The 15833-nt window shown below is 60.8% G+C and carries 12 protein-coding genes; 2 read left to right on the forward strand and 10 right to left on the reverse strand.

What is annotated here, in order from left to right; translation table 11 throughout:
• The 10 genes from PLJ71_18055 to PLJ71_18100 all read right to left on the reverse strand — a co-directional run.
• The coding region (locus PLJ71_18055) for a flagellar M-ring protein FliF (GenBank protein HQM50596.1) at positions 1 to 182 on the reverse strand (182 nt) is incomplete at its 3' end.
• Between the two features lie 457 nt (positions 183 to 639).
• A complete protein-coding gene (gene fliE / locus PLJ71_18060; protein HQM50597.1) occupies positions 640 to 963 on the reverse strand; it encodes a flagellar hook-basal body complex protein FliE in 324 nt (107 codons plus the stop codon).
• A 68-nt stretch (positions 964 to 1031) separates the two neighbouring features.
• On the reverse strand, positions 1032 to 1466 hold the full coding sequence (gene flgC, locus PLJ71_18065; protein HQM50598.1) for a flagellar basal body rod protein FlgC: 435 nt from the start codon (positions 1464 to 1466) through the stop codon (positions 1032 to 1034).
• Positions 1467 to 1478: 12 nt separating this feature from the next.
• Positions 1479 to 1874 carry a flagellar basal body rod protein FlgB gene (gene flgB / locus PLJ71_18070; protein HQM50599.1) on the reverse strand — a complete coding sequence of 132 codons (396 nt, stop codon included), beginning with the start codon at positions 1872 to 1874 and terminating at the stop codon, positions 1479 to 1481.
• Between the two features lie 265 nt (positions 1875 to 2139).
• Positions 2140 to 3516: a sigma-54 dependent transcriptional regulator gene (locus tag PLJ71_18075; protein ID HQM50600.1), complete on the reverse strand. Its 1377-nt coding sequence runs from the start codon at positions 3514 to 3516 to the stop codon at positions 2140 to 2142.
• Positions 3517 to 3585: 69 nt separating this feature from the next.
• Positions 3586 to 4746, reverse strand: a complete 1161-nt coding sequence (locus PLJ71_18080; protein ID HQM50601.1) for an ATP-binding protein — start codon at positions 4744 to 4746, stop codon at positions 3586 to 3588.
• The gene (locus PLJ71_18085) at positions 4743 to 5183 is read right to left on the reverse strand and encodes a hypothetical protein (GenBank protein ID HQM50602.1); all 441 of its coding nucleotides are present in this window, start codon (positions 5181 to 5183) and stop codon (positions 4743 to 4745) included. The genes PLJ71_18080 and PLJ71_18085 overlap by 4 nt, the downstream gene beginning before the upstream one ends.
• A gap of 4 nt (positions 5184 to 5187) precedes the next feature.
• The gene (locus tag PLJ71_18090) at positions 5188 to 8517 is read right to left on the reverse strand and encodes a tetratricopeptide repeat protein (protein ID HQM50603.1); all 3330 of its coding nucleotides are present in this window, start codon (positions 8515 to 8517) and stop codon (positions 5188 to 5190) included.
• 220 nt (positions 8518 to 8737) lie between these two features.
• Positions 8738 to 11074, reverse strand: coding sequence for a YfhO family protein (locus tag PLJ71_18095; protein ID HQM50604.1), 2337 nt, complete (start codon positions 11072 to 11074; stop codon positions 8738 to 8740).
• Between the two features lie 57 nt (positions 11075 to 11131).
• Positions 11132 to 13255 carry a sulfatase gene (locus tag PLJ71_18100; protein ID HQM50605.1) on the reverse strand — a complete coding sequence of 708 codons (2124 nt, stop codon included), beginning with the start codon at positions 13253 to 13255 and terminating at the stop codon, positions 11132 to 11134.
• A gap of 317 nt (positions 13256 to 13572) precedes the next feature.
• On the opposite strand from PLJ71_18100, the gene pdxA reads away from it, so the two are divergent.
• The gene (pdxA, locus tag PLJ71_18105) at positions 13573 to 14562 is read left to right on the forward strand and encodes a 4-hydroxythreonine-4-phosphate dehydrogenase PdxA (protein ID HQM50606.1); all 990 of its coding nucleotides are present in this window, start codon (positions 13573 to 13575) and stop codon (positions 14560 to 14562) included.
• Positions 14555 to 15820 carry a VCBS repeat-containing protein gene (locus PLJ71_18110; GenBank protein HQM50607.1) on the forward strand — a complete coding sequence of 422 codons (1266 nt, stop codon included), beginning with the start codon at positions 14555 to 14557 and terminating at the stop codon, positions 15818 to 15820. The genes pdxA and PLJ71_18110 overlap by 8 nt, the downstream gene beginning before the upstream one ends.
• The last annotated feature ends 13 nt before the right edge of the window (positions 15821 to 15833 follow it).

Here is a 15833-nt window from a genome sequence, read left to right on the forward strand (position 1 = left end):
TCTTCCCGGTCCAGCCCCGAATAGAGCACCACGTATTGAGGCCTGCTGCCATATACCACCAGGACCCCGATGATGGCGACAGTCGCTGCAAGCGATAGTGCGATGTTGATGCGGGCGCTCAGCGAAAGCCGGCGCCATGTGCGCTGAACTCCGGTCAAGAGCTGGCGTAAAAAATCCAACACGGTCTGTCCCTCACCTTTCCAACACTATGGCGGACTCGCGACCCGTCCGCGCAGTGCCGCACGGACGAATTTCCTGCTATGCCCCGTTCTCCCCTTGCGCCATCTTCTCGGAAAAGAGGTTCCGCGTCCTCGGAGGACCCTCCCCGCACAATGGAGGTCCCCGGACGCCTTTCATGCCGGGCGTCAACCGTCGCGTCCGCACCCTGACACAAGCGGTTGATTGGGATTCAAATGTCACCTTCGCGCTTGTCTCGACAAGCCCCCTTGGGCATGCCTGCTGCCTTCATCTTCGACCAAGACCTTGTGGCCTTGCCGCGGCCGGCCCTCTGCACGAGCCGCACGGCCGTCCACAAGGCGTCGCGAGATAACGGAGACCGCTCACTCGCAATACCCTCAACATCCCGTCAACAAACGCGATGCCTTCCTCCCTCGCTGCACATGAAGGAGGAACGCGCCGCTAAATCTGCGTCCGCATAATCTCTTCGTACGCGGCCACAATCTTGTTACGAACGGTCATCAATGTCTGGAAAGCCACATCCGCCTTTTCCACGGCAATCATCGCGTCGGTGACGTCTTTGATCTCGCCGGCAACCACCTGTTTGATGGTCATATCCGCTTCGTTTTGAAGCCGTTGCACTTCACCGACCGCGTCCGCCAAGACGTCCTTGAACGAACTGGCCGCCGTTGTGTCCGCCGCGGCACGCGACGTGCGGAGTTCGGGCAGAACTCCCTCCACCCGTCTTGGGGCAAGTCCCTCAATTCTCATGCTTTCGTCAGCCATCTCTTACCCCGTTATCCTGTTTTCCGGCGCGAGCACGTATTCCGGGTTCGCATTGTAGCACACCTGCGTCACGCCTGCAGGATCTCCAGAGCCTTCTGCCGCATTCGTTTATCCGACACCACCACCGCGACGTTCGCGTCATACGCCCGTTGTGCCGCCACAAGATTCACCATCTCCACCGACACGTCGACATTGGGGTAATTCACGTAGCCATTGGCGTCAGCGTCCGGATGACCCGGCTCGTAGACCTGGCGCAAAGGCGAATAGTCTGTCTTGATCGATTTCACATTAACCCCGAACTTGTCGGGATTGATGGCGGGCTGGAGTTGTTCTCCCCGAACGATGGCCAATTGGCGTCGAAACGCGCCGCCCCGAGCCGTACGGGTTGTCAGGGCATTGGCAATGTTATTCGCAATGACGTTCATCCGGGTCCGCTGGGTCTTCAGCCCGCTTACCGCGATATCCGTCGCTGAAATGCCATCCAACATGGCGCCGTAAGCCATCACGCACAATCCTCAGCGAAGCGTTGTCAACATGTTCTTGACTTGTTGATAGTACTTGACAAGGAGACTACCATATGTTGTGTAGTCGCTTGTATTGCTACTAAGCCTTGCCATCTCCTCCTCCAAGTCAACTTTATTGTAGTCATTTTTTGAGGAAACCGCAAGATTATCGAATTTTGCTAAATACCGCACGCTGTCGAGGTGCCGGTCCTGGGTCTTGCGAAGAGAGACGCGGTCCCGGCCCTCGAGGGCGGCTTTCAGGGTTCCCTGGAAGTCCATGCGCACGGCATTGTAGTTGGGCGTGTCGGCGTTCGCGATGTTGTTCGCGATGATGCGGTGGTTTGTGGCCGCCACACGCATCGCGTTGTGCAGCAATTCGGCCGCCTCGACACCCGCAAACGGCTCCAAGAATTCCCTCCTTTCTTCCAGAGCTTCTCCGTCGTCAGGAGGGAAAGCAAACCTCATGCCATACGCCGCAAAACCCATAAATTATGAATTTACAGTTAGTTACCACAGAACATGGACTCCGGAGGGAATGCCGTCAGGGGAAGGAAATCCCCTTGGGATGGAGGATTCTGCCTACCTGTACAGCTTGGCTGTTCGAGTTCCGTTCAGGATGCGCCGTAGTCCTGGGGCGGGAGCACGCGCCCCTGCGTGGAGACGGTGACGGCGGCTATATTCCATCCTCCGCCCCGCCCCCGGCGTATTCCTTCAGTTTATTTCGCAAGGTACGCACGCTGATGCCCAGGACTTCCGCGGCACGCGTGCGGTTGTTGCCGCACCGTTCGAGGGTTCGCAGGATCAGCGTTTTCTCCATGTCGGAGACAGTGGTGCCCACCGGCACACTCACGTTGTTCCCGTCGGATTTCGCAATTGCCGCGGCGAGCCCCAGCGAGAAATGCTCGGGACCCAGCAGCTTCTCCGTGGACAGTACGACGGCGCGCTCCACGGCGTTTTGCAGTTCGCGCACGTTGCCGGGCCAATCGTACTCAAGAAACATGCGGCGGGTTTCCGGCGCAAAACCGTCTATCTGCCGGGCATTTTCGTGAGCAAACCGTTTCAGGAACGAATCCATCAGAGCGGGGATATCCTCGCGCCGTTCCCGCAAGGGCGGCAGATAGACAGGAATCACGTTGAGCCGGAAAAACAGGTCTTCGCGGAGGCGTCCGTCAGCCAGTGCCAGTTCGAGGTTCCGGTTTGTCGTGCACACTATCCGGGTGTCTACCTGGATCGGTTTGTTGCCTCCAACACGTTCGAATTCGCGCTCCTGAAGGGCGCGGAGAAGTTTGGGCTGCAATTCGGTGCTGATCTCGCTGATTTCGTCGAGCAGCAGCGTGCCGGTATGGGCGAGCTCAAATCGCCCGAGCTTCCGGTCGTGTGCGCCGGTAAACGCGCCCTTTTCGTGACCAAACAGCTCGCTTTCGAGCAAGCCCGCGGACAAGGCAGCGCAGTTGACTTTGATGAACGGCATTTCGCGCCGGCAGCTCCGGAAATGCAGCGCGCGGGCCACCAGCTCTTTGCCGGTCCCGCTTTCGCCCCGGATGAGCACCGTTGCCCGGCTGTCGGCCACGCGCCGGATGATCTCGTACACGCTGGCCATGGCGGGGCTCTCCCCCACCATCGATTCGAAATCGTAGCGCTGGTTCAATTCGGCACGGAGATAGCGGTTCTCCTGGGCCAGACGCTCGCGTTCGAGCAGCCGCGACACGGCCAGTTCGAGTTCGTCCGGCGTGAACGGCTTCATCACATAGTCGGCCGCCCCCTTTTTCAGAGCGGCGACCGCGGTCTCGACCGTACCGTAAGCCGTCATGATGATGCAGTGCGTGCCTGGACTCTCGCTACGCACCTGTTCGAGGACCTGGATGCCGTCCATAGGCTCCATGCGAAGGTCGGTGATGAGAACGTCATAGGACTTGCTCCGCATAAGCTCGATGCCAGACGGACCGCTTGTGCAGACATCCACATCGTGACCGGCGCGCGTGAGCGTCTCCTGAACGTAGTCGCCCATGATCGGTTCGTCGTCAATCACCAGAATCTGCGAACGTGCCATGCATTACGCTCCTGAAAGGCCCGAAGGCAAAGCCCGGACCTCCTCGTGCCTTCCGTTCGTTGGCGGGGGTCACGGCTTTCCAACGCTTGTCAGGCGCACGTGAAACCGGGACCCTTCGCCTTCGACGCTGTCGGCCCACAGCTTCCCGCCATGCGCCTCGACAATTTTCGCCGCGACGGCCAATCCCAATCCCGTACCTTTCTCGCGGGTGGTATAGAAAGGCGAGAACACCTTTTCAATAAGTTCGGGCGCGATACCCCGGCCGGTATCGCTGATGGTCAGCACGGCGCATCCCCCTTGCACCGAACAGCTGACCGACACTTCGCCTTCACCGTCGATGCTTTGCACGGCGTTCTGCAGGATGTTCAGCAGTACCTGGCGCAGTTTCAGGCGATCGGCGAGCACATAGTGCCCTTCTCCCACGCTCTGGCGCAGCCGTACGCCTTTGGGGACGTCGCCCAAATACCGAACGACGGCCTCGACCGTCTCGGCGCAATTCACCGGCTCGAGCTGGAGTTGCACGGGCCGCGTATACTCGAGGAGATCGGACACCACCAATTCGAGTTGATTTGCTCCCTCGAGAACTTTCGAGACCAGGCGCGCGCGGGAATCTTCGGCATCCACGTCGCGCGCCAGGAGCGCGGCGTAGCCCTTCAACCCTCCCAACGGATTCCTGATCTCGTGGGCAACAGTCGCAGCCATCTCGCCCAGGGCCGCCAGCCGGTCTTTCTGGCGGACCCGCTGGCGAAGCGCTTCAACCTCGGTGAGATCTTCAAATACCTTCACGGTGCCGATACGCTTGTTATTGCGATCCGAGATGGGGGCATCCCGTTCGCTCACGGGAAACGTGCGGCCGTCCCTGGCGCGGAACTCCATCGGATGGCGCCCCCCGGGAGGCGCGGCGAATTCCCGGCGGAACACATCTTGAAAACGCCGGCCCACGACGTCTTCCGCCGCATATCCGAGGGCCTCGCACGCCGCCCGGTTGAACCGCGTGATGCGATCATCCGTATCAACAGCGATGACGCCATCGGACATACTTTCGAGAATGTAGTTCAGATAGTCGTTGGCAACCGCGAGTTCGCGGTTCTTTTCCTCGAGCGCCTTATCCAATTGTTCGATGCGCGTCTGCAGCGCGCGGTACCATTCGCCCATAACGGCGGTGGTGCGGGTGAACTCCGCGAAGGCGCTCTCGAGCGTCTTCATATCTGCATCGCGTTGATTGCTCATGCTTTCCTGTCGATGAACCCTCCGTCTCCCGGGTCGCCCGCGCGGAGATTGCGCAACATTCGCTTTCCCCGTTGCACCGTTCCCCACTGTTCGCGGGCCTCTTGCGCGAGTTGAGCAATGTGCGCCGCATCCTTGGTCTTTGTACGCGCGATTTCGTCCGCCATCTTGCGTACGGAGGCCGCTGCCTCGTGCATTTGCTCGCGCACGGCGGGTTTGATGTCCGGCGATTGGTCCCATTCGCGTTTCAGGAGTTGGAATTCTTGTTCAAGGGCGTTCAGTTCGCGCGAAAACCCTTCCTGGAGCTGCCGGGCCTGTTCCCACTCAGAAGCATCACTCTCCTTCGGCAACGTGGCGCCGGCCGCGGCCATCCGCTTGAACAGCTCGATCTGCCGATTGAAACAGTCTTCCAACCGTGCGGAGATGGAATGCTCCCCCATTTGCCTATCCTTCCGTCTCTGCCGCAGGCTTTTGTTCACCCTTCAGACGGCCTTGGAAGTCCATATTATCGAGCTCCAGTTTAGCTTCGGGAGCCCAAGATGATGTCGACGCCGCCACGGACTGTAACAGAAGCCGGCTTTCTTCCGTCTTGCCCAGCGCGTACAGGGCATTGGCCAGTTGCAGCCTGGCCCAGTACACGTTCTGCGTTTCCTGGCCCTTAGCCTCGACTGCTTTTTCATATGCCGCGGCCGCCGTAGCGTAGTCTTCGTGATGGATGGCGTAGTCGCCGCAGGCGATGGCAATCTCGCGGAACGCCTCCGCCGATGCCGGTTCCACCTTCAAGGACAACTCTTCCACGAGCGTCAGCGCCTTGGCGGGCTGATCGAGTGCCAGACAGGTTTCGAGCAGCCGCCGGGTCTGGGGGACCGTCCGCTGCTCTGCGTAGTCAGCATGTGCCTGCTCCATCAGTTCGAGGGCGCGGCGCGAGTCAGAGCGCAACATGGCATGCCCGTACTCCAGGAGGAAATTGTATGCCGTTGGCGCCGTGAGGCTACGGATATCCAACCGTTGGGAGACCTCGTTGCCCTCGGGCCAGGCGCCGGCGGCATACAGCGCCATCGCTGCCTTCGCCAAGACTTCCGGATCGGAGGACCTCGACGCGGCCGTGCGGTATGCATCCGCCGCGCGCTTCGGCAGCCCGAGTTCCTGGTACATGTCTCCCAGCGCAAGGAGGACCTCGGTTTCCTGCGGCGTATTTGCGGTTACCACAGCCATTTCTTCGAGCGTGTGCAGGGCGCGGCTTGCCTCGTTGTTATCGAGCGCGATCCGGGCCAGGGCCACCTTCCCTGCAACCGCCTGCGGCGTTCCTGGAAACTTGGACGCCAGACGCTCGAACGCATCTCTAGCGTCACCGGGATAGCCGGCTTTCAAGAACTGATTGCCCGCCATGAGGAGGCTTTCCGGAGTGCTCAAGCTGGTTTCCTCAGCACCCAGAAGTACTTCCGCCGCCCCGCGGCTGTCGCCGGTGAGTTCACGCATTCTGGCATACTGAAGCAGAACTTTTGGGTCTTTGGGATGTTCGTGCGCCGCTTCTGAAGCGATTCTCAGGGCATCGTCGCGGCGTCCCAGCAGGTCCAGAACTTCCGTAAGTTCGATATACGCTTGCGAGGCGGACCCGCTCTCCGGGAAAAAGCGGATAATGTCCCTGAGGGCATCTTGCGCCTCCTGCATCTGATTCGTGGCCCGGTAGGCGCCCGCAAGCATCAACAGGATGTTGTCGTTCCCCTCGCTGGTAGTGCCCGATTGCAGGCGCCGCCTGAGCAGCTCGATAGCCGCCGGATAATCGCCCCGGTCCAAGGCCATGCGCCCCAAGGCGGCACAGGCTTGGGCGCCCCAAACCGTGTGCTTGTTTGCCTCGGCAACCTGGATGAGCAGCGCTTCTCCCTCGTCCTGCCTGCCCAAACGCGCCAAGGCTTCACCGAGGAGGATCTTGCCCTCCGCGGCCTGCTTCGCCTCCGGATACTCCCTCACGAGCTGTTCCAAGTGTTCAGCAGCCTTCTGATACCGCTCTGCCCCCAGTGCGAGACGGCCGGCCCGCAGAAGCAGCGCCGGTTTATCTGGCAGGGCTTGGTAATCCGACAGGATTTGGGCGTAGATGTCGTACGCGGCAAGGGGGATCCCCACCCGCTCGTACAGGTCTGCCTTCCACTGTAGGACTTTGGGCGCTTCCGGATGGGTGTGTGAATTCGCCAGGAACGTGTCGATATAGCTGTTGACAAGCTCGATGTCAAACTGAGTAGCGTTCGGTCCTAATGAACGATAAGCCGCCTCGATGCGCATCAACTCCACTTGGGTGCGCAAAGGGCTCGGCGGCGCTTCGCGCGCCGGACCTTCGAGCACCCGGCGCGCCCCCGCGTAGTCCCCCGATTTCATCAAGCCGTTGGCGTTCTCGATAGTCTGCTGGAGCCCATGTGTCTTCGAGACGTCCGGCACCTCCAAATCGGGAACCTGCGTCTGGTAATTCGACAGAAGAACATAGGCCGTCGCCCCAAAAACCAAGCCAGCGGCCAAAGACAACCCCGCTTTAGCCAGCAAGGAAGGCGGCACACGCGGCAGCACACGTCGCCTCGTGCGTCTGCGCGTTTCGGGAACCGGCAAAGCCGCTGGCCCGGATTCCGGGACTATCCCAGCCGCCTTGACCTTCTCGGGCGCGGCCTTCTCCGGCGGGCTCGCGGGGCGGTTCAGGAGCGCGTTGATCGCCGCCTGGGCGGCTTCGTCCGTATCTGGCCGCTGCTGAACCGTCCCGGCCGCAGCGAGGTTTTCCGAACCGACATCGTGCCCTCCCTCATCGACCTTGTCCGCGTCTGCCCACGGAACAGCACTTAATTCGCGGGGTTGCGCGATATCTTCTTCCACGGAAGGCGGTGTGAGCGTCTCAGCAGGTTGTTCGGAGGAAGCAGCTAACGGCATGTCCATGTCGCCGGTCGCGCCCCCTCGAGCCTCGGGAAGAACGGCGTCAAGCGTCTGATGGTCGAGGGGCTGTTCGCTGTCTTCGCCTGCAAGCACACGGTTCAGTTCTTCTTCCGTGACCAGTGGCACGGTCTGCCCGACAGCTCCGGGCGCGGTCGCCACGTCCGAGGGCGTTTCCGTTTCCGGGCGGAAACCGTCGACAAGGGATTCCCACTCGTCCCCGGCTCTGGCTCCCGGACCGTCCCCTTGTTCCGCGAAGCTCTTGTCTATCTGCTCAAGCACAAAGCCCGGCTCTGCCTGGTCCGCGGCATCTTGCGGTGCTGGCGTCCGCTGGACCACAACGCCGCCCGGCAAGTGTTCGCTCAACTCGCCTGTCTCACTCTGAGCGGCTTCAGCAAGGCTCCCCACAGGACTTTCCTGCAAAAGACTTTCTTTGCTCTCTTGGGTTACCTCGGATACGGGTATCTCTGCCAGAAGGGCATCCAGGCTGTCCCTGGAAAATACCTGCGGCACTTTCTTTTCTTCCGGCTGGTCCGGTTGCGAGACTTCTTGCTGGGGTTCGACGGACGTTCCCTCCAATGCGCTTATCTCGATGCTTAGGTCGTCCTGCTCCCCCACCAGGGAAGCGATGATTTCGTCCATGTCAGACGAGTCGGACGGTTTGGAGGAGACGGCGCCCGAACCTGCTGGTTCAGAGACCTCAAGCGTGTCCCCTTCAGAGACGAACGTATGGGGTTCCGGCGGCTCCGCGGCGGGAGGAATGTCCCTGGCAGGGGTAACGGGTCCCTCCTCTAACGGCGCGATCATCTCGCCCAAAGGGCTGGTGCCGCGCTCATCTCGGTTCTCGGAAGGTTTGTCGGTCACCACCTTCCTCCTCTTGTGATCCCGGAATTCCCCTCTTCCGTCCCCGCATGTACAGGGCACATATCCATAAAGTCCAAGATATTGGCCCGTCTTGGAGTGGTGTCAATAAACTAATGGTCAGTGTATCATGGATACTCACGTTCCGCAATCGAAATCGGGAAAATTTTTCCGCCCTGAGAGAACCGAGTCAGCTCACGGGTGGCTCACGTACCCCGAACTCTCAGACTCCTGATGGGCTTCCTGCCCGGCGGGTATTCCACAAGAACCGCAGCGCAGCGAGTGCCCCGAGGAACAATGCGGCCCAGGAGATGCCTAGCCCAATCCTGAACGAGGCCGGCTCATAGGCAAATTCAACAACATGTTTTCCGGCGGGGATGGTCACGCCGCGAAACGCGAAATAGGCGGGGAAGATAGGTGTCCTCACACCGTCGACACGGGCGGTCCACCCGGGGAAGAAGGTATCCGAGAGCACCAGCACGCAGGGCGCTGTGGCATCAGTATCGGCCACAACCCGGTTTGGCTTGTGGATTCGCACCGTTGCGGTCCCGGGCGCTTCGGGATGATTCCGCGGCCAGGGCGTCGGAGGGGGGCTTTCGGTGAGGACTTCGCGAAGGGGGTCAAAGTTCAAATCGGCCAACCTTTTAAACAAGGCGTCTTCACTTTCGACCGGGCTCAGGCCGCCCACAAGGAAGGCCCGCGGCAGGGCTCGGTTATCGCGCATCACCAGCAGGTCGTCGATAATCCCAACGCGCTCGAGATGCCCGTAGAATTCGGGATGTTCCTCGATGTCTTTCGGGAAGAGGTAGCAGCCGATGCCGATGATTGGATGTATCCGCCACCATGCGCCGCTTTCGTACGTCCGGGCGAAGAACGCCCGCGAGCGGTACGGCATGATGCCGTCGTAGCCGTTCCATTGTTCGATGCCGTAATGCTGCAGAAGCCCGGGCATGATGCCGGCCGTACTCGCCCGGACCCGCGACGGCTGCGGGAGAGCGCGCAGGTATTCCGTAAGGGCCGTATCGAAGAACAACTGCTCGCGGGGACAGGTCGGGCGCAGGTCGCGCGCCGCGTACAAGAGGTCCGCGGCCAGTATTACCACGAGCACATAAGGCCCCGCACGCCGTACGAAAGGCCGCCTCGTGGACAGGCCGAGCACAAGCAGGCACAGCAGGGCGATTCCGGCCGCCGTGGCAATCTGGATGAGGACGTATGCGAACACCCCGTTTGTGAACAGCGCGTCCAGCTGACAATAGGCTGTCACCAGTACGACCCCGAAAACGGCCGCGAGAAACAGCGCTGGACGCTGCAGTTCTTTCATCTGCCGTTGTTTGCCAAACCATTGGCGGATGCCCGCAGACGCCAGCACCAATGCCGCCAATAGCCCGAAGGGGAGATAATAAAACCGCCACATGCTGTTCAAGACGGGCAGTTCCTGTATCCAGCGCATGAATGGCAGCGGGAAGGCCATAGCCGTGCAGAACGCGGCCGCGATAGCCAGGCAGACCGTCCGGACCCGGCTCGCCGAACAAGACTGCCGCGTGAATAACAGCCCGAGCCCAACCCATGCCGCCAGCCCAAGGTAAAGTGTACTGACGAAATTCGCGGAGGGATTTTCCCAATAATTGTTATCGGATGGCGCCCCAAAGAATCTTGGCACCCAGAGCGAAAGATACGACAGCGGCGGGGCGAACTCGACGGCCACGGCTTTTCCCGGACGGCTGACAAACTGCTCGCTCTCGGGCAAGTACTCGAGCAGGGGCAACAGCGCTATGGCGCACACCAGCAGAGCCATGCTCCACGCTGCCCCGCCCACCGCAACAGGACGCCACACGCCAACGCGGTTCCGGCACAGCACAAGAAGCCGCAACAGGAAATAGACGCCCACACCGAAACCCTGTCCAAAGGCCGTCTCGGGATGTCCCGCAAGCAGCAACAGCGTGCTCCCCAGGACGAGGGTGAAGAAGCCTTTCCGGCAACGCCCGGCCAGAATCCACTCGGCGCCGAGCAGCACAACGGGGGCCCAGGGGCTTACCTCCAGAGGCGGCCAGTATGCCCAGTACTGATTGTACGCACACAACATCCACCCCACCGACAGAAACTGGGCCGGCCCGGCGCTCAACCCAATGCCTCTTCCCAGGAGATAAGCCGTGAATCCGCACAGCCAGAGGTTCAACAGGATGTAAACGGTCGTCGCTACATAGGGATCGGTAACCAGATGAATAAGGCGCGGCGGATACAGAACGGCGTTCTGGCTGTTGGCCAGCAAGGGCATCCCGCCGAGTTGGAGGGGATTCCACAACGGCCACTCGCCGTCCTTGAGCATCTCCGTTGTCAACCGGTGCCATAACGCCCCCTGGAGTAAGGTTTCCTGGGTAAGCCAGTTCTTTGGGGGAGACCCTTGGTAATACTGGTTCCACGGAGGACTCTGCAGAAGAATGCTTCCCGGGAGACTCATCTCCCCGCGCAGAAACACAGCGGGGAACAATATGACCAGCAACACGAGGAGCAACAGGCCCTGAAAGCAAATTTCAGCGGCTGTGACCTTATGCCAAGTCATGGAATCACTCCGGCACGTCTCACTTCCTGTGCGCCTCCACCTGGCTGGACACGGCCGTCAATACCCGAGGTCGTGCAGCGCTTCCCGGAGCTCCGGGGGCAAATCCTGGTCGTTCAACGTCGAAATAGGCGGCACATACCACACATACACGCCAAATTCTCGAGAAAGCGTGGACGCGTCAAACGCTCCCGGCCCGGCCGCGAAGGATTCCGCGCGCCGCTCGAGATTCTCGAGGGCAACATGTTCCGCCTGCGCGCCCACATGGACCCGCTCCGGCGGGATCGGCTCTCCGTCCGCCTGGATTGTCAGCCGGATGGCATCGCCCGGGGCGATCCGGAGAATCACGTGTGCGGAATCGGACAAGGCCTCGCGCTCCGCGAACCAGAAGTTCTGGAACGGGTCCACCTTCGTCACCTTTTCCCAACTCGGCGGCACAGTGGCCTCCGGACTCTGCGCAGGCATGGTCAGCGAGAACTCGAACGTGCCGTTGGCCAGTGCGGCCTGTTGTAACGCCGGCGGATAGCGCAGTTCGAAGGATTCAGCGGTTGCCGCGCGAATGGTCCCCGTCACGCGGCGTGCCATGGCGGTATCGTGAATTACCAGGACATGCAGTCCCGCCGCGCCGCGCATAGCCATGCTCAACGCGTATTGGGACAACGGCGGCGCTTTCTCCGGAGCGGCATCGAGCGGCGCCGTCTCGCCGGGGTCCGCGGCCAGATCGAACCACGACACGCGCTTCGCGACGATATCGTCAATATACTTGTAGGCCTGTGACTTCGCCGCCCGCTGCAGCGCATTTTCCAATGACAGCGAAGCGCAGGCCATGGCCTTGCCTGAAGCGTCCCCGCGGAGCAGCCCCAGCATGGAGACACCCTGAAACCGCGGGTCTTGCTCGAATCCGAACGCCTCGACAACGGTTGGAGCGACATCCACCATCTCGGCCAGACCGTCCCGCACCTCGCCTGCGCAGGCATTTCCGGGCAGCTTGACCAAAAACGGAATCCGGAGCTGCTCCTCATAGAGCGTTTTCCCGTGCCCCGTGCCGCCGTGGTCCCAGAATTCCTCGCCATGGTCGGCCATCACAATGATCAGGGCATTATCATACAGGCCTTGCTCTTTCATCACGGCGATCAGCCGGCCGAATTGCGAATCCGTGTAGGCGATCTCCCCGTCGTAGAGCGCGAGGGCCTCCCGATGGGCCGGGTTTTCATCGCGTTCCGCATAAAGCGCACGGTCAAACCGTTCTTTGAACGGTTCGGGGGGGGCGTACGGCTCGTGCGGCCCCATCGTATGCACATACGCATACCACGGCCGGCCAGTGACGTCCTGGACGGTGTCGATGGTCAAGTCGACCACAGCGGCGTCGTCCGAGCTTACCCAGTGCTCGGTGTCAGCGTCGCGGAAACGGTGAAAGTCATTACCAAAGCCCCACACCGGAATGCAGTTCCGGTTGGTCATGAAGCAGTGAGTCTCCAGGCCCCCCAGCCCGAGTTGCACCGCCAAAGATGGAAGGTTTTCGCGGAGCATATCGGGACGATCCTCCGCCCCGTGAACACTCGGATAGGTCGAGGTGAACAGCGTCGCAACACTCGCCCGCGTCCATGAGGTCGACGGCGTGACACCCCTAAGCCTTACCGCATCTTTTGCAAACGCGTCGATGTTGGGGGACGTGTCCAGGGGATACCCGTAGCACCCCAAATGGTCTTGGCGCAAGGCATCGATCAGGAATATCAACACCGCGGGCGACGCCGCGTCCGGCACGAACACTTCCGCATGCGAGATCCAGAAATCAGCAGTTGCGCTCAATACCAGCCGGCACGACGACCCGGCATGAGGCAATGCAACCCGCTCATCGTGCCACGTATGACCGCCCGACGTGGCAAACGACGTGACGGCCTCGTCATCCACAAATACCGCAGCCTGGATTGGGCTCCCCTCGCCGCCGTCAAGCAGTCCCACGCGGCAGATCGCCCCTTCAGGCGCGGCTCCGAGGTTCAGCGTCAGGCCGGACCCTGCCGGCACACGCCAGGCGTTGCGCCATTCGAGGTCCAATGCGGGGCGTTCCAGCGGCAGGTCCTTAAGTGCGATCATTCGCCCCGAAGACAAGGAACACCCGGCCAGCAGCATTGCTGCACACGCCGCCGCCACCATGGAGAAAACCCCCGTTCTCGGGAGACGCATTTCTCAAAGGCTCCTCTCGAAAAAGCCATCGGACTCGTCCATGCTTATAGCACGCAGATCAAAGAGCCGTCAAAGCCCCGTCGTTTTTGTTTGGGCCCATGCCGCGCTGTGTTATCCGGGGTCTTCGCGTGAGCCTATTCTCGCTCATACGGCCCCACAGGGGCACAAAGGGAGAAAACAGAAAATGGATTGTATGCTCCGGGGTCACTGTGGTACGTTTCGGGGCGTATTGGGCCTGGATGGAGACCGATAACGTGACTGGTAGAGCAAATAGCGGAACGCGCTCCGGCTCCCGCACGGTAAGCAGGAGGCCGCGTTTGGCGATAACCATGGGTGACACGAACGGGGTGGGACCGGAAATCCTTGCGAAACTCCTTGCGCGGCCGGAGCTGATGGAGCTGTGCGAGCCCGTCGTTTTCGGCAGTGCGGACGTATTGCGCAAGGCAAGCGCCGTTGTTTCAGTTGAGCTTTGTCTTCGGGAAGTGCCGGACGTGCCCCCCCGTGGTCAATGCGCGGACGCAATACCGGTGATTGACTGGGGGTATCGAGCGCCCGCGTGGAATCCCGGCGTTCTCGAGGCTGGGGCCAGCCGCTGCGCCGTCGAGTGGTTAAAAAAAGCGATCGCGTGCGCGCAGTCCGGCCAGGTCGACGGCATCGTGACATGCCCGGTCAACAAGGAGGGAATTCAGGCTGCGGGGTATCATTACGTGGGCCATACACAAATCCTGGCGGAGCTTACCGCTTCGCCCGATTGCCGCATGTGTTTGTTTGCCGGCGATATCCGGGTCGTTCACATCACCTCACATTGCTCGTTGCTGGAAGCGGTTCGGCAGGTAACGAAAGACCGCATTGTTCACTCGATTCGGGTTGCACACGCTGCGCTCGGCCGCCTTGAGCTTCAGCGGCGGCGCATCGCCGTAGCCGGTTTGAATCCCCACGCCGGCGAAGCCGGCATGCTGGGCCGCGAGGAAATCACCGAGATTCTGCCGGCCATTGAATTGTGCAGGAAAGAAGGTATCGATTGCGTAGGGCCATATCCGCCCGATACGGTGTTCAAGCGTATGGTTGAGGGAGAATTTGACCTCGTCATAGCCATGTATCACGACCAGGGCCATATTCCGGTAAAACTGATCGCCATGGACCAGGGCGTCAATGTCACCCTCGGAATTCCCATCGTGCGCACGTCGGTGGATCACGGGACCGCATACGACATCGCGGGGACAGGAGAAGCGCGGGCCGACAGCCTCTGGGCGGCGATTCGTCTCGCGGTCGAGCTGGTTTCCTCGGAGGAGCATCCGCATGATTGATACGTCACGGCGCGTATTCACGCTCGCCTTATACTGCGTCGTCTGCGTTTCACTGGCATCAGCCGAGGGATTCCGGCAGCACAAGGTGTGGTTCCCCGTCGGCCCGAATCCGTCGGCCATTGCTGCCGTCGATCTTAATGGCAACGGTCTGCCCGAGATCATTTCGGCTGATACCGGCGCATTGACGGACCCTCGAAGCGAACGGCCCGCCAACAACGAATTGTCGGTCTTGGCTGCCTCAAAACCGCTTGAATACGAAAAACAGGTTCCCCTGATAACCGGATTCGGCCCCTATTGCCTGGCGATCGCCAATATCGACGCGTTGCCCGCTCTCGATATTCTGGTGGGGAGTTTTCACACCGTCGAGCGGCGAAGCGAGTCGCGCGACCTGACTTTGTTTCGCAACATCGGCGATCTCCTCTTCGAACCGGTAAGTTTCAGCGTGCCGCTCGACCGTCTCCAATACCTGCGCAATCGGGACGCGGATGAGCAGCCCATTTTCACAAAACCGGGGCTCACTTCCATGGTTGTGCGCGACTTCAACCGGGACGAATACCGGGACGTAATCGCTACAGGCTGGTCAAGCGACGTTTTAGTCTATTTTCCCGGCCATGCAACCGCCTACTTTGAAGAGCCGCGCTTTATTGCGGCGCCGGGCGGTCCCCGCGACATTCAGGCAGCCGATCTCGACGGCGATGGCGCGGCCGATCTTGTGACGGTCATGTATGCCACAGGAGAAATCGTGCTTTGGAAAGGCGACGGCCAGGGAAACTTCGAAGAGGCCGATCGCTTTCTGAGCCGCGGCGCGCTGCCTCACAAGGTGCGCGTTGCCGATGTGAATAACGACGGCAAACTTGACCTCGTGGTGTCCGATTGCCACACCTACGATTCGGTCGCCATTTACTATGGGACCGGGGGTTTCCAGTTCGATGTCTGCCAGGAGGTCGTGCTGGGCGTCTCGCGGAGCGTGCTCGAACACGAAATCCGCGATCTGGCGCTCGACGACTTCAACCAGGACGGCCGGCTCGACATGGCATTGGCCTGCTTTGCTTCCGGCCGCGTGTTCGTGCTCACGAACACGTCGGCGGACAAAGCGATCCCGCAGGCGTTTTCAAAAAGCGCCTACGAGTTTGAATCGGGCGGCAAGACTGGCAAACCCCGCGCGCTATGTGTCGAGGACTTTGACGCGGACGGCCTCAAAGACATTGCCGTGGCGCTGTGGGACGCCAATTCGATAGCGTTGCTGCTTGGACGTTAGAAACGCGTCCTCT

It is taken from the genome of Candidatus Hydrogenedentota bacterium (assembly GCA_035416745.1).
In the GTDB taxonomy this organism is placed as follows: Bacteria; Hydrogenedentota; Hydrogenedentia; order Hydrogenedentales; family SLHB01; genus UBA2224.